We start from the raw sequence: 18,603 nt of genomic DNA, 5'->3' as shown, positions 1-18,603 counted from the left end.
ATGGTAGATTTTTGAGGAATAAGTAATGACCGTACGTAACAATAAGGCAAGGACGATAAGTAGTCGTGTTTCCTCTACTTTCGCCGCTCCTGTGTTCGCTTTGGGCATGACCGCTATTATGAGCAACGCTCATGCGGTGCAGCGTATCAATGAGGTGTCTGTTGTGCAGACGGCGCCAGCAGTAACGCAGCTGCGTTTGGGGTTCAATGAGACGCCAAACGTACCGGCAGCTTATCAGCTCGATAACCCTAGCCGTTTAGTCTTAGACTTTGAACAAGTCCAAAACGGTTTGGCGAGCCGCTTCAACGATTATAATGTGGGCATAGTCAACGATATTACGACTTTGAGTAATGACAGTACGACGCGCCTTATTGTTGGGCTGAAAAAAAGCGGTGATTATACTACCGCAATAGAAGGTAACGATCTGCTATTGACGATCAATGATCCTGCACGCCAAGTCATTACCAATGATCCGGTCGCTGATGTGCTCAATAACCAATCAGCAATCATCACCACCACGCCTATCGACAGCCCAGTAGTAGCGACCAATGTCGTAGCGACTGATAACGTCGTAGCCGCGCCAGTGGTAGTGCGGCAAGCACCGACAAAACCGCAAGTACCGGCTGATACTATGGTGGTCAGAGTCAATCCTTTATTAGACCCCAATCTTGCTTCCTCGCAAGTGAGTCGTCAATACAGCTATGATGGTTTGACGGCCTTGAACTTTGCAGCCGGCAGCGGCGGCGGCGGTAATGTCAGTATCACTTTAGCCAATGAAGCTATTCCGGTTGATGTACAGCGCCAAGGCAATAAGCTTGTCGTACGCTTGACGGGCAGTACCGTACCTAGAAACCTGCTGCGCCGTCTCAATATCAATAGCGGCTTAGTCGCGAGTGTCGATACCAAAAACCAAGGTCAGACCGGTATTATCACTATCAATATGAATGGTGACTACGAATATCAAGCGTATCAATCAGGCGCGCAGTTAAATATCAGCATCTCTGAGCCTGAGCTACTACGTGAGCCGACGCTAGAAGAAAAAGTCTATACTGGTGAAGCGCTGTCTATGGAGTTCCAAGACGTTGAGATTCGTAGTGTGCTTGATATTTTAGCGCAGTTCACTAATATGAACATTGTTGCTAGTGATTCAGTCGCGGGTAATATCACCCTGCGCCTTATCAATGTACCTTGGGATCAAGCGCTCGATATTATTCTAAAAAGCAAAAACCTAGGTAAGCGTGAAAACGGTAATGTCATCTTAGTAGCACCAGCGACGGAGCTGGCTCAGCAAGAGGCAGATGAGCTACAAGCGCAGCGCGCGGTCGACTCTTTTTCACCGCTACGCACGGAGTATATTCGTCTAAGCTATGCTAGAGCGGAGGATGTGTTAAATCTTATCTCTGAGGGCAGTGGGCCGGCCAATAACAATAGTGGTCTTCTTGGTACTGGTAATGCGGCTAACATTGAAGATAATAATACTCTATTGTCTAATCGCGGCACCGTCACTATCGATGAGCGTACCAATACTTTGATTGTCAAAGACGTCGCTGATAGCATTGAGAATATTCGCGAGCTGATTACCAAAATCGATATTCCGGTACGCCAAGTGATGATCGAGGCGCGTATCGTTAGTGCAACTGATACTTTTAGTAAAGAGATTGGCGTGCGTTGGGGTATCTTATCTAGCGGCGCGGCAACCAATCGCAGTTTACTGGTGGGCGGTAGCAATCAGACGTTAGCGGACTTAAAAGATTTTGACATCGAGACCACGACGGTCAATGGTCAGACTGTGTCTTATCCGAGCTATGATATTAGTAGCCCTGATAATTTGAGTGTCGACTTGGGAGTGACTAATCCGGCGGCTGGCAGTATCGCTTTTGGTCTGCTTAGCTTATCCGATGTGATGCTAGATCTTGAGCTCTCTGCCTTGCAAGCCGATAATCGCGGGGAGGTCATCTCTACGCCGAAGATTTTGACTGCGGATAAGCAAACTGCCAAAGTCTCCTCAGGTACGCAGATCCCTTATCAAGAAGCAGCGGCTAGTGGTGCAACGTCTACTAGCTTTAGAGAAGCGGCGCTTAGCCTTGAGGCCACGCCGAACATTACCCCTGATGGTAAAATTGGCTTGCAGCTTCTTATTACTAACGGGACGCCAACCATTATCAATGGCGATGTCGCTATCAATGAAGATTCGATTTCAACCAATGTCATCGTCGAAGATGGACAGACCATTGTCTTAGGCGGCGTGTTTAGAAACCGTACTAACAACGGCGTGGATAAAGTACCGTTCTTAGGCGATCTACCTTATATCGGCCGCGCTTTCCGCCGCGATGTACGGAGTAATAATAAAGAAGAGCTGCTGATATTTGTGACACCAAAGCTTATCAACGATGGCATCAGTCGTTTGGACTAACCCGGTTAATCCTGTAACCATAAAAGTTAAGCGGTTTTTATTTTATAAATCGTCCAATTTTAACGCGAAGAAAAGCAAGCCTAAGTGCTTGCTTTTTTGTGTCTTAATGATGCTCAAAAAGGCTTAATAAAATTTTTGCTGTTAATATCAAGGTTGATTACTAGCCAGATTATCGATGACGTTGTATGATAGTTAATTTAGCTGAGTAAGTGTTATGTTGGAGGAATTACCGTCGGTATTTATAGTCGGGCCGATGGGTGCAGGAAAGACCACAATTGGCCGTCTGCTTGCCAAACAGCTAGGGCGTGAGTTTGTTGATAGCGACTGGTATATTGAGTCCCAAACCGGCGCGGATATTGCTTGGATATTTGCCAAAGAGGGCGAAGCCGGCTTTCGTGAGCGTGAAACTCGCGCTATTAATGAGCTCACCCAAAAGCCCCAAATCGTATTAGCCACTGGTGGCGGTGCGGTCATGAGTCATGATAACCGAGAGTTTTTGCATCAGCGCGGTATCGTGGTTTATCTGAATGCACCAGTTGAGGTGCAAATGGCGCGCACGGCCAAAGATAAGTCGCGCCCGCTATTACAACAGCCGAACCCCAAACAAATCCTACAAAATTTATATCAAGTCCGTGATCCATTATATCGACAAGTGGCTCATATTATTTTGCCGACTGGGCACACTTATCCGCGGCATATGGTCAATCAGCTATTGCAGCAGCTAGAACGGTTTATTGCTACAACGCAGGGCGACAACACGCCTTAATACTCGCGATATTGCGTTTATAAGCCGTAACTACCGTTGTATAGTCGATACACTCTAAAAATGTCATAGCGCTACTGGGATGAATTTTGCGCAGCCTCTGGGAACGCAGCACGCAAGTAAAATTTATACCAGTAGCGCGTTTAAATCCATAACAGTTTTACATTCAGCTAACTATAACTCACACCAAGTTGCCGAAGATGTGTTGAAAGGGTGTTGCAAAGAGTGGTACAGAAAATGTGTTGCAAAAGCTGTGTTGCAGAAAATAAGCCTCAGTCTAGATATGCCGCCACTTAACAACGTCGATATTCAATAAAAAACAGCGTCTAGATTTTTACATAGGAAGCCGGTATGGCAAAGCCCCTGTTCGATGATAGTTTGACAGTACAAACCCAAAGCCATGATTATCCTATTATTATTACCGCAAGTTGTAGCGATAGCGAAGATGCCGCGAGTGACAGTAACAAGGTAAGCACTATGGCGCAGCGCGTCGCACCGTATATTACGGGCAAGCAAGTGTTAATCGTCACGAATGAGACTGTCGCGCCTTTGTACTTGCAGCCTTTACAGCAGCAATTATCTACTGATTTTCAGGTAGCCGTCTGCGTGCTACCCGATGGTGAGCAGTATAAAAATCAAGATCATATCAATAAAATATACGATGCACTCATGGCGCAGCATTTCAACCGTGACGTGACTTTACTTGCGCTTGGCGGCGGCGTGATTGGCGATATGACAGGTTTTGCTGCAGCAAGCTTTATGCGCGGCGTCAATTTTATTCAGATCCCGACGACTTTGTTGGCACAAGTGGATTCGAGCGTGGGCGGTAAGACCGGTATCAATCATCCGCAAGGCAAAAACATGATTGGCGCGTTTTGGCAGCCGCAGATGGTACTGGCTGATATGAATACTTTGCAGACTTTGCCCGCGCGCGAGCTGTCAGCAGGTATCGCCGAGGTGATTAAGTACGCGCTGATTATGGATGAAGCGTTTTTGACTTGGCTTGAGCATAATCTGCCGGCCATGATGGCGCTTGATCTAGAAGTGCTTGCTGTAGCGGTTAAGCGCTGCTGTGCCTATAAAGCGCAAGTGGTCGCGCAAGATGAGAGAGAGTCAGGCGTCAGAGCATTATTGAACTTTGGTCATACCTTTGGTCATGTGATCGAGACGCATGAGGGCTATGGCGAATGGTTGCACGGAGAGGCAGTGGCTGCTGGTATGGTACAAGCGGCAATGATGTCACAAAAGCTTGGCTGGCTGACTCAGAATGACACCGATCGGATAAAACATATCTTAACGCTTGCCAACCTCCCTATTACTCCGCCTGCTATCTCAGCGGCAACCGCTCTTGACCTGATGGGTCATGATAAAAAAGTCAAAGGCGGCAAGATTCGGCTGATTTTACTCAAATCACTAGGCGAGGGGATATTGACCGATGATTTCGATGAGAAGCTATTGATAGAGGTTTTATCCCAATCTAATCCATAAAGCGGTATACTGTTATTATAGATGACTGATATTTATGACTTTTTAGAGATTTCTAGTCTATTGTCTTTTGTATTTATTCATTGTTAGTGTCGATACTTATATTGACAACCTATATTACCAAGGAAATTCTTCATGGCACAATCGCGCGCATCGACATCTCCTGCGAGCCGATCCTATCGTCGCCAAGCGCTTTTATGGCTGATGATGGCGTTGTTACTCGGAGTAGTGACTGCATTGGTTTGGATGTTTAGTCAGACATCTGCCATCGGTGCTCAAATTGAGAATGCGCCGCTGTCAACGCCGCAAGTCACCGCAAATGAGCTCAAACAGCCATTATCCATCGAGTCCTTACATGAGCTTGATACCGATGTACAGCCTATCGACTTTGAGGCAACGGTCCGTGATTTGCGTAATTATCCTGATGAGTTTAAGGATAAGCGTTACTTATCAGCGAACAAAGGTAAGTGGACGGTACAAGTGATGAATGTGGCCGAAAACGACGTCATCGTCAGCTATTTAGAAAGCCGTAAAGATCGTGACAAGTTTGCCTATTTTCGTTATCGTGATGAAAACAATAAAGTACGCTATATGTTGACTTATGGCATTATGAGCAGTCCGCAAGAAGCCGTAGGCGCTGCTAAGCTTATAGACTTTGGGCTACCAGCTGATGTACGAGTATTACCAGAGGAGATCAACCGCTACGTCAGTATTATTGATAACTACGAGCGTCCAGAACCAATAAAAGATCTGAGCAGCAGACGCGCTCGTTCCGTTAAGCTAAAACGTACCCAGCGTGAAGTGCCAGTACGTCAACAGCCAACAACTAATGATAATGATAACGCTGCTACAGAGGATAGTATTTCTGCTGATACTATCAAGCAAAGAGCAGAGCGTAATATGGCAAATGCCCAAAACGATGCAGCTGCAAATAGTCAAAAAGAGAGTATTCGTCAGTCCGAGGATACTTCAGCGACTTTATCTGTCAATGAACAGCGCTCAATTGACTCTGATAATGAAAACATCGCTCAAATACCAAGTAATACCCGTAATACGGACGCTGAAGTCAAAAAACCACCGGTAGTCACCGCGCCGAAACCGCCTATTGATAAGGATACGAGCGCTCCGCCGAAAACGAACAACAACAATAACAATAATGCCACGCCTAAACCGGCTAACACCGCAAATGATGCCGCGAGTAATACAGCAAATAGTAACGACAGCATGAAAGAGCTCATTCAGGAAAGAACGAATTAAGCGGAGCAGCTCACTTTTTTAACTACAAAAACTCATGATAGAGGTAAGCGGAATAGGTCACATAAATAACTAGATTTTTGCTTAAATATTATCTATGATGAGTACCTGCGCTGATTTGTACAATTATCGTAAACTTGCTACTCTTTGTACAAATCAATGCCAGGTATAAACGTTATCTTACTCATGAAAGATAAGATAACGACTCTAGGTATATCGTCAGCTTTATAATAAGTCAGTTATTGTAAGGGATATACCAGCCTTAGTAGCTGTCACCTCAAATGGTTGTTATAACTCAATCATAGCTCTAACCGTCTGGTTATTTGCTATGGCAAAAAATAATTAATTTACTACTTAAGGATAAGTCGTCGATAAGACGAGCGTTGAATTGACGCTCTTATAAAGTCTTGCTTAAATAATTTTAGGCATCTGGTGCAGTTTTAGCCGTTCATCACGGGCTCTATTAATCCGCTTAAATGAATATATTAGCATAAAGTTTAGTAAATTTTATTTTAATTGCATTTTACTTGCAATGCTGCGTTTAATGTTCGCATTGGATACCAAGCGCCCGTTCACCCAAAAGGATAAACCATGTCAATGATCTCCTCGCATAGCCATCTAGCGACTCCAGATGATTTCTCTGATAACTGTGGTTTTGGTTTGATTGCTCACATTGAGGGACAAGCCAGTCACGACTTAGTCAAGACCGCTATTCATAGTCTCAGCTGTATGACCCATCGCGGCGGTGTAGCAGCAGATGGCAAGACTGGCGATGGCTGCGGCTTATTGCTAGCGACGCCAAAAGCGTTTTTTCAAACTATCGCTTCTGAGCAGGAGCTGTCTATCACTGACAACTTTGCTGTCGGCATGGTGTTTACTCATTTAGATAGTGAAAAGGCCGCTCATAGCCAGCAGGTGTTAAACGAAGAGATTACTGCACAAGGGTTAGAAGTAGCTGGCTGGCGCGAAGTACCGTTAGATCTGAGTATCGTCGGTGATATTGGCCGTGAGACGCTGCCTGATTTTAAGCAAGTATTCGTCAATGCTGATGATGATCTAGCTGCAGATGACTTTAACCGTAAGCTGTTTGTCGCTCGCAAAAAAGCCGAGCAGCGTCTGATCGATGATGAATTGTTTTACGTGTGCTCGTTGAGCTGCCAGACGATTATTTATAAAGGTCTGGTCATGCCTTCAGATTTACCAGCCTTTTTCTTAGATTTACAAGATGAGCGCTTGGCGTCACATATCGTGGTTTTCCATCAGCGTTTTTCGACCAATACGTTACCGCGCTGGCCGCTTGCGCAGCCATTCCGCTATCTGGCTCATAATGGTGAGTTAAATACCATTACAGGTAACCGCAATTGGTCTAAAGCTCGCACACCAAAGCTCAAATCAGACAAACTACCGAACCTAAATAAATTGACGCCGCTTGTAAATACCACAGGCTCTGACTCATCAAGCTTAGATAATATGCTTGAAGTACTGATGTCTGGTGGTATGAACTTATTTCATGCGATGTCAATTTTGGTGCCACCAGCATGGCAGAACGTCGATAGCATGGACATGGATTTGCGAGCGTTTTATGAGTTTTACTCGCAGCACATGGAAGCATGGGATGGTCCTGCTGGCCTTGTCATTCAAGATGGCCGTTATGCCGTCTGTATGCTCGATAGAAACGGTCTGCGTCCATCGCGCTGGGTAACGACTAAGAATGGCTATATCACTGTGGCATCGGAAGTAGGGGTTTGGGACTACTCACCACAAGATGTATTGGCAAAAGGTCGAGTTGGCCCAGGTCAAATGCTCGTTATCGATACAGTGACAGGTCAGGTTCTAGATACGACTGCCATTGCAACGTTATTGAAAAATGCACATCCGTACCGCAAATGGCTACGTGAAGAGGCCACCCGTATTCGTGATGACGAGCGCTTAGAAGAAACATTGGCAATGCAAGCTTGCCGCGGTGACAAGCTAAAAGCATTACAAAAAATGTATCACATCACCAATGAAGAGCGTACCGAAATCATTCGACCCAATGCAGAGAATGGCCAAGAGCCAGTAGGCTCGATGGGTGACGATACGCCAATGGCAGTACTGTCACAGCAAATTCGCCATGTCGGTGATTTTTTCCGTCAGCAGTTCGCGCAGGTGACCAACCCGCCAATCGATCCACTACGTGAATCCATTGTGATGTCACTACAAACTTGCCTAGGCGCTGAAACCAATGTGTTTGCGCCATCAGCAAGAGATGCTCATCGTATTATTTTGTCATCACCAGTCTTGTCAGCCAGCAAGATGCAGCAGCTTGAAACGTTGGATGATCCAGCATTCAAGATGGCTCGTATCGATCTGAACTATGACCGTACTCTAGAGCTATCTGATGCTATCGTTGCTATTTGCAAAGAAGTGGCAGATAACATCCGTTCGGGCAATACCTTGATCGTACTGTCTGATAAAGAGATCGATGCAGAAAAAGTGCCTGCCAATGCCATCATGGTCACAGGAGCCGTGCACCATTACCTGATTGCAGAAGGCATCCGTACTGATGCCAACCTAGTCGTTGAGACAGGTCTTGCTCGTGACTCGCATCAAGTGGCTGTATTGATCGGGTTTGGTGCAACTTGTGTATATCCATATCTGGCATATGATGTCATCGATGACTTGGTTGCGACTGGTGAGTTGCTTGGTGACCCAATTCAAGCCCGCGTCAATTTCCGTAAAGGTTTGGATAAAGGCCTGCTAAAAATCTTATCAAAGATGGGTATCTCTACGATTGTATCGTATCGCGGCGCGCAGTTGTTTGAAGCGGTCGGCCTGTCTGAAGAGGTGGTCAATCTGTGCTTTAAAGGCGTACAAAGCCGTATAAAAGGCGCGACTTTTGCTGACTTAGCTGCCGATCAAGCCGTACTTGCTGCCAATGCCTTTAAACGCCGTGCACCGCTCGATCAAGGCGGTTTGCTCAAATTTGTCTTTAATAAAGAGTATCATGCCTTCAATCCTGACGTGATTAACAGCTTACATACGGCGGTACGTACGGGTGATTATGAGAATTACCAGAATTATGCCAACCTCGTAAATAGCCGCCCAGTTGCGACGTTGCGTGACTTGTTACAACTAAAAACTGACAACAGCATCGATGTTAATGAGGTCGAAGACATCTCTGAGATTTTGACGCGCTTTGACTCTGCGGGTATGTCATTAGGCGCTTTATCGCCTGAGGCGCACGAGTCCATAGCGATGGCAATGAACACGATTGGCGGGCGCTCAAACTCAGGTGAGGGCGGCGAAGATCCGGTGCGTTATGGTACCTTGCGTAACTCGAAGATTAAACAAGTTGCCTCTGGTCGTTTTGGCGTAACTCCTGCGTATTTGCGCTCAGCTGAAGTCATGCAGATTAAAGTAGCGCAGGGTGCTAAGCCGGGTGAGGGTGGTCAGCTGCCAGGCGGCAAGGTCAATGCTTTGATTGCGCGTCTGCGTTACTCCGTACCGGGGGTGACGCTAATTTCGCCGCCGCCGCACCATGATATTTATTCTATTGAAGATTTAGCTCAGCTTATCTTTGATCTTAAGCAAGTCAATCCAGATGCTTTGGTCTCGGTAAAGCTCGTTTCTCGTCCAGGCGTTGGTACGATTGCGACGGGCGTTGCCAAAGCTTATGCTGATCTGATTACCATATCAGGCTATGATGGTGGTACCGCGGCATCACCCTTAACGTCTATCCATCATGCCGGCTCGCCGTGGGAGCTGGGCCTGGCTGAGACGCATCAATCTCTACGCGTCAATGGCCTACGTGACAAAGTCCGCATCCAAACCGACGGCGGTCTCAAGACGGGTCTAGATGTGGTCAAAGCCGCTATCTTAGGCGCAGAGAGCTTTGGCTTTGGTACCACGCCGATGATTGCGGTTGGTTGTAAGTACCTACGTATCTGTCATTTAAACAACTGTCCAACAGGCGTTGCTACCCAAAAATCCAAGTTGCGTGATGAGCACTTCATCGGTGAGGCGGAGATGCTCATTAACTTCTTTAAGTTTGTGGCGACTGAAACGCGTGAATGGTTAGCTGTACTGGGTGTTCGCAGTATGGAAGAGCTAGTTGGGCGTACAGATTTGCTTGATATTTTAGAAGGCAATACGGCTAAGCAGCGCCATCTTGATTTGACGCCACTACTATTTAGTCATCCAGCCAGTAGCGGTATGCCGCAGACTTGTCAGGTGGAGCGTAACGAGCCGTTCGATAAAGGCTTGCTCGCTGAGCAGATGATAAGTGATATGATGCTTACCATTCGTCAAGGCACAGGCGGTGACTATAGCTATTATGTCGGTAACTGCGATCGCTCTATCGGTGCGCGTATCTCCGGTGAGATTGCCGAGCATTGGGGCAATCTTGGCATGAGTGATATGCCAATCAAGCTTCGTTTGACGGGGACCGCAGGGCAGAGCTTGGGGGTATGGAATGCAGGCGGTCTGCATATCGAGCTTGAAGGCGATGCCAATGACTATGTCGGTAAAGGCATGGCAGGCGGCGAGATTGTCATTTATCCGCCGAAAGCGTCAAACTTTACGGCACAAGAAACCGCCATCATCGGTAATACCTGTCTATATGGAGCAACGGGCGGTAAGTTATATGCTGCTGGGACCGCAGGTGAGCGTTTTGGTGTTCGTAACTCTGGCGCGCATGCGGTTATCGAAGGCACAGGCGACCATTGCTGTGAATATATGACGGGCGGTATCGTCACGATTCTTGGACGTACGGGTCTTAACTTTGGGGCTGGTATGACGGGTGGTTTTGCTTATGTACTCGACATGGAAGGCGACTTTTTTGATCGTTGCAACCATGAGCTGATCGATCTAAACCGCATCTCTAGCGAGCAGACCGAAGTACATCGTATCTATTTGCAGCAAGTGATTGAAAACCACGTGGCTAAGACCGGCAGCGCTTGGGGACAGACACTCTTGGCAGATTTCGATTATTACGTGCGCAAGTTTTATTTGGTTAAGCCAAAGGCGGCAAGTATTGCCAACTTACTCAATACCACGATGGCAGATCCGCAGTAGCATGAGTAACTTGAGTAGCATGTCAGTAGCGTATCAGAAACGCTGCGCTGTATAAACGCAGCGGCTTTCAGCAGGTCCGTGATGCTGCGATATTCTAAAGACTTAATTCTGTATTGAGAAACTGGTCTTTATCGCTCATCACTACCCACTATCAAAGAGATTATGATTATGGCAAAACGTTTAGAAAATAGTTTTCAGTTTTTGGATATTCCTAGACTTGAACCACTGAAAAAAGATATCGTCACTCGCGCCACAGAGTTTGTAGAGATTTACACGCCTCAAGATACCGAGCTGGTGGCCAATCAAGCGCATCGCTGTCTGGAATGCGGTAACCCTTATTGTGAGTGGAAGTGCCCAGTACATAACTACATTCCTAATTGGCTAAAGCTTGCGACTGAAGGGCAGATCTTTCAAGCGGCTGAATTATGTCATCGTACCAACACTTTACCTGAGGTCTGCGGCCGCGTCTGCCCACAAGATCGCCTATGTGAAGGCGCTTGTACCTTAAATGACGGTTTTGGCGCAGTCACTATCGGTAACGTCGAAAAATATATTAACGATACCGCTTTTGCCTTAGGCTGGCGTCCTGATATGTCTGATGTGGTCTGGACCGATAAAAAAGTTGCGATTATCGGTGCAGGGCCAGCAGGTCTTGGCTGCGCTGACATCTTAGTTAGAAATGGCGTCAAGCCTATCGTCTTTGACAAACGTCCTGAGATTGGCGGGCTACTGACCTTTGGTATTCCTGAGTTCAAAATGGAAAAGGACGTCATGCGCAATCGCCGTACTATCTTTGAAGATATGGGCATTGAATTTCGTCTAAATACCGAAGTCGGCAGTGATATCAGCATCGATGAGCTAGTGAGTGATTATGATGCGGTATTTATGGGCATGGGTACCTATACGTATATGCGCGGTGGTTTCGCTGGCGAAGAGTTAGACGGCGTCTACGATGCGTTAGATTACTTAATTGCCAACGTCAATCGCTGTAACGACTGGGAAAAAGACCCATCTGAATACATTGATCTAAAAGGTAAAAAGGTAGTGGTACTTGGTGGCGGCGATACGGCGATGGACTGTAACCGTACGAGCATTCGCCAAGGTGCCGAGCGCGTCGTCTGCGCTTATCGTCGTGACGAAGAAAACATGCCAGGCTCGCGCCGTGAAGTGGTGAATGCGCGTGAGGAAGGCGTTGAATTCTTGTTTAATCGACAGCCCACAGAGATCATTGGATTGAACGGTAAGGTCAATGGTGTCAAAGTGGTAACCACGCAATTAGGTGCTCCGGATAATCGTGGCCGCCGCCGTCCTGAGCCAGTAGAAAACTCAGAAGAGATCATCGAGTGCGATGCAGTGATTATGGCCTTTGGCTTTCGTCCAAGCCCTGCCGATTGGTTTGAAGGTTATGAGGTTGAGATGGATCTGAACGGTCTGGTGTTGGCACTTGAAGATCAGCCTTATAAATTCCAAACCAGTAACCCCAAAATCTTTGCTGGCGGCGATATGGTACGCGGCTCTGATTTAGTCGTCACCGCGATATGGGAAGGCCGAGAAGCGGCGGAAGGTATCTTAGACTTTTTAGAAGTATAATTACCTCGATTTAGATTCCACGATTTATTAGTGGTTTGTGATGTAAACGTCTTTTGTCTTTTATCAGACAAAAGACATTTTTTTTGAGTGATGCTTGGTAAATAAAGGCTCGACTGCTAGCATGTTTGTGCGTACCCTATATGCTTTATCGTTTACCTCATTTATCCACTAAAACTCGTTTATTCACTAAAAAGAGTAGCCTTGCGTGAAATCAACCTTTTACCAGCGTGTTACTGCTCCATTCATCGAGCCTTACATTCGTTATCAACGTGCAGATGTGTTACATGCTTGTCGTCTGGGAGTGGCTGTCATACTGGCGCTATTAGTCAATAAAGTCACAAACCTGCCGCATGGTGAGTGGACCACCATTACGGTTTTTATTATTTTAGGATTGTTACAGTATCAAGGCGCTATCTATACCAAAGCCAAAGAGCGTGTGCTGGGCACGCTACTAGGTATTGGCACAGCATTAGGGGTGTTGTGGTTCAATCAAAATGCAGGGGCATGGCTATGGATCGATTATGCACTTATCGGTATATTAAGCGGCATTATTGGCTATCTGGCCGTTCGTAAGCTTGGCTACACAGGGCTGCTGACGGGTATTACGATGTTAATGATTGTCTCCGATCTAGGCAATAGTAGTATTGGTCAAGACGGCATTTACCGTGCGCTCAATATCTTGCTAGGGACAGGCGTGGCGGTCGCAGTCACACTCATTTTGCCGCTCAAATCAACGCTGATGTGGCGATTTCTATTGAGTAGCAATCTTGATGCTTGTAGCAGCTTGTATGCAAGCGTTGGCCATCATATTGATACAGCGGACGGAGCGGCGGGCAATACGACCCATAAATCAAATCCAGTGGCTTTTTCAGCTGGAGAAGTACCTGTTGATAGAGCGTTGGTCACCACATTACAACAGATCAATAAGCGCCTACTGGCCGTGCGTCCACATATCGCTGCGACCGCAAGTGAGTCGGGGGTCGAAAAAGAGACACTGGAGACCATTCAACGTACCCATCGCAATATCATTGGCACCATTGATTTGTTATTAAGTGCTGCGCCGCGCTTGGCAAATATTGAAATCGATGAGGAAAACCATGTTTTATTGGTTCATTATCAGCATGAGTTGACGCAAGCGATGCAGCATATGGCTGCGGTGCTACGTAGTCCCAGTGATGAAGTGTTTCGCCCCATTACGCGTATTGCCGTCTCAGAGTATCCAAGCGTGCAGCGTTTAGCGTTTGAGTGGCAGGGATACTTTTGGTTGACCCAAACCTTGCAAACCCAGTTGCAACAGTTGAGCGACTTGTTACAAACGACTAAACCGCAGTGGTTTGCGGCGTCTGGTCTTCGCTATCAGCGCCGTGAGCAAAAGCGTATTGAAGTACAAGGTCATGAGACGGACTTGCATTTATAGATACAGTTGTAAGCGCTGTTTGCTGCACACACATAGCCCATAAAAAAACGCTAACTCTCAAAGCTAGCGTTTTTTTTAGACCTATTTGTTTATTAACGACCGGTTTTTAGCATATCCCAATACTGCTGGTATACTTGCAGCGCCTCGTCACCGACATCCTCTTGGAACTCGGCTTTAGCCAGTACTTCTTTTGATGGGTAAATCGTTGGGTTGTTGCGAATGCTTTCATCCATCAGCTCACGCGCGGCTATGTTAGGTGACGCATAGCCAATCTCTTCGCTGACGATTTTGGCGTTTTCAGGCTGCAAGAGATAATCGATAAACTGATGCGCGGCATCGACGTTTTTGGCGTTCTTTGGAATCACAAAATTATCCATCCACAAAATTGCGCCCTCAGTGGGGTACTTATACACCAAACTGGTGAGACCCTCATCATTGGCCATCACCGCCTCACCATTCCATGTCATTCCTAAGTTGGTTTCGCCCTCGATATAAGGGATACGAGTGGCGTCTGAGTTAAAGGTTTTGACATTTGGCATGATAGTCGTGAGCTTGTCATAAGCGGCCTTAATCTCCTCAGGATTACTGCTATTGCCAGAGTAGCCAAGGGTCAATAGCGCCATACCGAAGACTTCGCGCATATCATTCATCAGCATCACCTGATTTTTGTACTCAGGACGCCATAAATCATCCCAACTATTCACCGTCGCTGGATCAACCACGTCGCCGTTGATCGCAAGACCGGTGCTGCCCCACATATAAGGGATAGAGTATTTATTCTCAGGATCGACTTTAGTATTGGTAAAGGAGGTATCTAGATTGTCAAAGTTGCTCAATTTTGATTGATCAATCTCTTGTAGTAACCCTTCATTAGCCATTTTTTCGACATAATAAGTAGAAGGCACGGCAAGATCATACTGACTTGAATCATCAAGCAGCTTGAGCTTGGCGTACATAGCCTCATTCGAGTCAAACGTGGTGTAATTAACCGAAATACCAGTCTCATCCTCAAAGCCGTCCAAGATCTCTTGCGGCATATATTCTGACCAGTTATAGAGGTTCAACGTCACATCGCTATCGGCTGCATCTTCGACTGCTGCATTATCAGCGTTGCTACAGCTAGCGAGCACCAAAGCGATTGCCGCGCTCAGTAGTACTTTTGGTGCGGCTGTCATAAAAGTGCGCTTAACTGGATGAGTAGCAGGTTTGGCAAAAAGTCCATATAATGATTGGCTCAAATTATATCTCCTAAAGTGAATATAAATCAGTGAAGTCTATTGCTATCTTTATAGTTACTATTTAGCCTGATTTAAAAGCCATTGTCAAAATCCGCTCGCTCTAATAAAGGATGATAACCCAAAAGCCGCTAATCTAATGCGCAGTGTAGAGAATGCTAGGTATGCTATCATTGCTAAAATTTATACCAGCAGCAATAAAACGAGCAGTATTAATCTTTTATAATATAACAAAGGATAAAATCATGACTCAGACGACTATACCCAAACTTCTTACCGATAAAGTCGTGATCATTACGGGGAGTAGTCGCGGCCTAGGTGCCGAGATTGCTCAGCAAATGGCAGCGGCTGGCGCGAAAGTTTGTGTCAACTATCGACAAAGCAAAGACGCCGCTGAACAAGTCGTTGCCAAGATTAAGGACGCGGGCGGACAAGCCTTCGCGTATCAAGCCGATGTCACTGATTTGACCCAAGTGCAAGCAATGGCGCAAGCAGTAATTGAACGTTTTAGCCGTATTGATGTGCTCGTCAACAATGCTCTGCCGCAGTATCAGTTTGACCCTAGCGCTGACAATACTAGCATCGAGACCGTGCAGTGGGCGCATTTTTCTCAGCAAATAGACGGTATCGTCAAAGGCGCAGTCAATACCGTACAAGCGGTGTTGCCGCAGATGAAAGCGCAGCAAATGGGCAAAATTATCAACATCTCCACCAATCTGATCTATAACCCTGTAGTGACTTATTACGACTATACGACCGCCAAATCGGCGCTGGTGGGGCTCACGCGCAATCTAGCTAGCGAGCTTGGTCCGCACGGCATTCGCGTGAACCTATTAGCAGGCGGCCTGTTAAAGACCACCGATGCTAGTAGCCTCACGACTGAGGAAGTCTTTGACTATATCGCCACCACCACGCCGCTGCGTCAGGCCACCTCAGTTGCTAACTTTGCTAACTCTGTACTGCTGATGGCGTCTGATTTGAGCGCCGCTATCACCGGTCAGTCCATCGCCGTCGATGGCGGCTTGACCATGCCTTAGCGCTTGAGGTGGATAAATATAATAATAAAAGCATTAAGATAAGAGAGATAATATGAACAACCAAAAACGCGCAGGAATCATAACGGCTTTAATTGGCCTAGTCGCTTTAATAGTCTTACTTAACGCGAGTACTTCTGCGCCTATTATTAATTGGCCAATGGAAGCTTACTTAGGGACGGTCTTTACGATTGGATGGATGACGGGTGTACCGGACTTTTTGGCTTACATTTTAGCAATTGTGGTTTTCGTGGTTGTCATTGGCGTTTGTTATAAATTGGGCAGTTGGCTTTATGATTTGGTTGTTGGACGAAGTTAAAGCTTCTGAGTAATTTAATATTACTATCATTAATGTAAAGTCACTATTCACTAGATAAAATTCTGTGATGCGCTTATTTTTAAAGGCCTATAGTTATATAGGCCTTTACTTTTGTACCTTAACTCTTTAGCTACTAGTCATTTCAATATTATTTATTACTAATTGTTTCTATATCCCATGAAAATAGTTTGTTTTCATTTCAAAATTATGATTAAATTCAAAACTTTGTTCAGAACTTAGAGTCTTACTAAGTTCTGATACTGGTCAAACATAGGATAGGAATAGTGTTTTATGCAAGAAAATGGCTCACCAAATGGCAATCCGCCAGATAATAATTTTGAGGCAAGCGCGCACAGTTCGCGTATGCAGCGTTTTTTAAAAGGGGTCGAGTGGCTCGGTAATCTATTACCGCATCCTGTTATTTTATTCGTTTGGATGTCAGTGCTGTTATTGCTGCTCTCAGCCGTCATGTCGTACTTTGGCGTATCAGTCATTGACCCAAGACCAGAGGGCACCAGTGGCCGCAGCGCTGACGGCATGATCGAAGTCGTCAACTTATTAAACGGTGAGGGCTTGGCTCGTATCGTCGAAAATCTGGTGACTAATTTTACAGGCTTTGTGCCGCTAGGTACGGTTCTAGTCGCCTTACTCGGTGTCGGTATTGCTGAGCACTCGGGCATGATATCGGCTGCACTGCGAGGTCTGGTCATGAATGCCCCAAAAAAGATGGTGACCTTTACCGTGGTATTCGCCGGTATTATGTCGAACACGGCATCTGAGCTGGGTTATGTAGTACTGATACCACTAGCAGCAGTGATTTTCCACTCATTAGGCAGGCACCCATTAGCTGGTCTAGCCGCAGCATTTGCTGGGGTGTCAGGTGGTTATAGTGCTAACCTATTATTAGGAACAGTGGATCCTTTATTATCAGGGATTACCCAAGAAGCGGCGCGTATCATTGACCCAGCTTATATCGTTGGGGCAGAAGCCAACTGGTACTTTATGATCGCCAGTACCTTTTTGATCAGTGGTTTAGGTTATTTTGTCACCGAAAAAATCGTTGAGCCAAGCTTAGGAGAATACAACCCTAAAGATGCTGATGATGCTTCGGTACTCGAGACGCAAATCGAAAAAGTCTCCGCACTTGAGAAAAAGGGTCTACTATGGGCCGGTATCAGCATGCTCATATTCTGCTTATTGCTAGCATGGACCATCATCCCTGCAGACGGTATCTTACGTAACCCAGAGACGGGTCTAGTATCAGGATCACCATTTCTAAAAGGCATTGTGGTCTTTATCTTCGTGTTTTTTGCGATACCCGGTTATATCTACGGTAAGATTACCGGCAGTATCAAAAATAACCAAGACGTCGTCGACGCCATGAGTAACTCGATGAGCTCACTGAGCATCTATATCGTTTTGGTGTTCTTTGCTGCACAGTTTACCGCCTTCTTTAAATGGTCAAACTTAGGCTCGGTAATGGCGGTATCTGGCGCGACTTTCTTAAGTGATGTTGGCCTAACTGGACCGCTGCTATTGGTTGGTTTTATCCTGATCTGTGGTCTGGTCAACCTTATGCTCGGCTCGGCATCAGCACAGTGGGCAGTGACAGCACCTATCTTTGTACCTATGCTGATGCTCACCGGTTACGCGCCGGAGATGATACAGGCGGCATATCGTATTGGCGACTCAACTACTAACATTATCACGCCGATGATGAGCTACTTTGGTCTTATTTTGGCAGTGGCTATTCGCTATAAAAAGGATACTGGGGTCGGAACCTTAATGGCAATGATGCTACCATACTCGATGGCATTTTTGATTGGTTGGACTATTTTGTTCTCGATTTGGGTATTTGTACTGGGTCTACCTGTTGGGCCTGGCGCAGAGACATTCTATCCTGCTAGATAAGCTGGTTTTATCGTTACGGTAGCAGGATTGGCAATAGCTATCTGTGTAACACTAAAAACCCTTGTCAGGTTATGAACTGACCCCCAAATGTTGGACGGTTTAGTTTATACCAAGGACTGAGTTCTGT

Annotated in this window: 11 protein-coding genes; 10 read left to right on the top strand and 1 reads right to left on the bottom strand. The window is 46.2% G+C overall.

Translation table 11 applies throughout. The features are described from left to right. The first annotated feature begins 25 nt into the window (after positions 1–25). The 7 genes from pilQ to I3248_RS08965 all read left to right on the top strand — a co-directional run bounded on the left by pilQ (position 26) and on the right by I3248_RS08965 (position 13,977). Positions 26–2,413, top strand: coding sequence for a type IV pilus secretin PilQ (gene pilQ / locus I3248_RS08995; RefSeq protein ID WP_201558773.1), 2,388 nt, complete (start codon positions 26–28; stop codon positions 2,411–2,413). Between the two features lie 214 nt (positions 2,414–2,627). Next, the gene (gene aroK, locus I3248_RS08990; protein ID WP_238063365.1) at positions 2,628–3,179 is read left to right on the top strand and encodes a shikimate kinase AroK; all 552 of its coding nucleotides are present in this window, start codon (positions 2,628–2,630) and stop codon (positions 3,177–3,179) included. A gap of 348 nt (positions 3,180–3,527) precedes the next feature. Next, positions 3,528–4,664 (top strand): 3-dehydroquinate synthase, encoded by a 1,137-nt coding sequence (gene aroB, locus I3248_RS08985; RefSeq protein ID WP_025644925.1) that lies wholly within the window; start codon positions 3,528–3,530, stop codon positions 4,662–4,664. 132 nt (positions 4,665–4,796) lie between these two features. Continuing rightward, positions 4,797–5,918, top strand: a complete 1,122-nt coding sequence (locus I3248_RS08980; RefSeq protein ID WP_238063364.1) for a hypothetical protein — start codon at positions 4,797–4,799, stop codon at positions 5,916–5,918. Positions 5,919–6,506: 588 nt separating this feature from the next. Further along, on the top strand, positions 6,507–10,970 hold the full coding sequence (gene gltB, locus I3248_RS08975) for a glutamate synthase large subunit (RefSeq protein ID WP_238063363.1): 4,464 nt from the start codon (positions 6,507–6,509) through the stop codon (positions 10,968–10,970). Positions 10,971–11,138: 168 nt separating this feature from the next. Then, positions 11,139–12,560, top strand: a complete 1,422-nt coding sequence (locus tag I3248_RS08970) for an FAD-dependent oxidoreductase (RefSeq protein ID WP_238063362.1) — start codon at positions 11,139–11,141, stop codon at positions 12,558–12,560. 205 nt (positions 12,561–12,765) lie between these two features. Continuing rightward, on the top strand, positions 12,766–13,977 hold the full coding sequence (locus I3248_RS08965; protein WP_025644908.1) for an FUSC family protein: 1,212 nt from the start codon (positions 12,766–12,768) through the stop codon (positions 13,975–13,977). A gap of 92 nt (positions 13,978–14,069) precedes the next feature. On the opposite strand, the gene I3248_RS08960 is transcribed toward I3248_RS08965, so the two are convergent. Beyond that, positions 14,070–15,215: an extracellular solute-binding protein gene (locus tag I3248_RS08960; protein ID WP_238063361.1), complete on the bottom strand. Its 1,146-nt coding sequence runs from the start codon at positions 15,213–15,215 to the stop codon at positions 14,070–14,072. Positions 15,216–15,457: 242 nt separating this feature from the next. Between I3248_RS08960 and I3248_RS08955 the strand changes: the two genes are divergently transcribed. The 3 genes from I3248_RS08955 (at position 15,458) to I3248_RS08945 (ending at position 18,476) form a co-directional block, all read left to right on the top strand. Beyond that, entirely contained in the window at positions 15,458–16,249 is a 792-nt protein-coding gene (locus tag I3248_RS08955; protein ID WP_025644904.1) for a 3-oxoacyl-ACP reductase, read from the top strand. Positions 16,250–16,301: 52 nt separating this feature from the next. After that, positions 16,302–16,565: a hypothetical protein gene (locus tag I3248_RS08950; protein WP_025644901.1), complete on the top strand. Its 264-nt coding sequence runs from the start codon at positions 16,302–16,304 to the stop codon at positions 16,563–16,565. 291 nt (positions 16,566–16,856) lie between these two features. After that, positions 16,857–18,476, top strand: a complete 1,620-nt coding sequence (locus I3248_RS08945) for an AbgT family transporter (RefSeq protein WP_275949277.1) — start codon at positions 16,857–16,859, stop codon at positions 18,474–18,476. Positions 18,477–18,603: the final 127 nt, after the last annotated feature.

Origin of the sequence: Psychrobacter sp. Ps3, from assembly GCF_022129275.1 — a bacterium.
Taxonomy (GTDB): domain Bacteria; phylum Pseudomonadota; class Gammaproteobacteria; order Pseudomonadales; family Moraxellaceae; genus Psychrobacter; species Psychrobacter submarinus.
The sequence above is the reverse complement of the archived record's forward strand: the minus strand, read 5'-3'. Positions and strand labels throughout refer to the sequence as shown.

Coding starts and splice junctions, on each gene's coding strand:
- pilQ (WP_201558773.1), top strand. CDS start 26: ATGACCGTACGTAACAATAAGGCAAGGACGATAAGTAGTCGTGTTTCC.
- aroK (WP_238063365.1), top strand. CDS start 2,628: ATGTTGGAGGAATTACCGTCGGTATTTATAGTCGGGCCGATGGGTGCA.
- aroB (WP_025644925.1), top strand. CDS start 3,528: ATGGCAAAGCCCCTGTTCGATGATAGTTTGACAGTACAAACCCAAAGC.
- I3248_RS08980 (WP_238063364.1), top strand. CDS start 4,797: ATGGCACAATCGCGCGCATCGACATCTCCTGCGAGCCGATCCTATCGT.
- gltB (WP_238063363.1), top strand. CDS start 6,507: ATGTCAATGATCTCCTCGCATAGCCATCTAGCGACTCCAGATGATTTC.
- I3248_RS08970 (WP_238063362.1), top strand. CDS start 11,139: ATGGCAAAACGTTTAGAAAATAGTTTTCAGTTTTTGGATATTCCTAGA.
- I3248_RS08955 (WP_025644904.1), top strand. CDS start 15,458: ATGACTCAGACGACTATACCCAAACTTCTTACCGATAAAGTCGTGATC.
- I3248_RS08950 (WP_025644901.1), top strand. CDS start 16,302: ATGAACAACCAAAAACGCGCAGGAATCATAACGGCTTTAATTGGCCTA.
- I3248_RS08945 (WP_275949277.1), top strand. CDS start 16,857: ATGCAAGAAAATGGCTCACCAAATGGCAATCCGCCAGATAATAATTTT.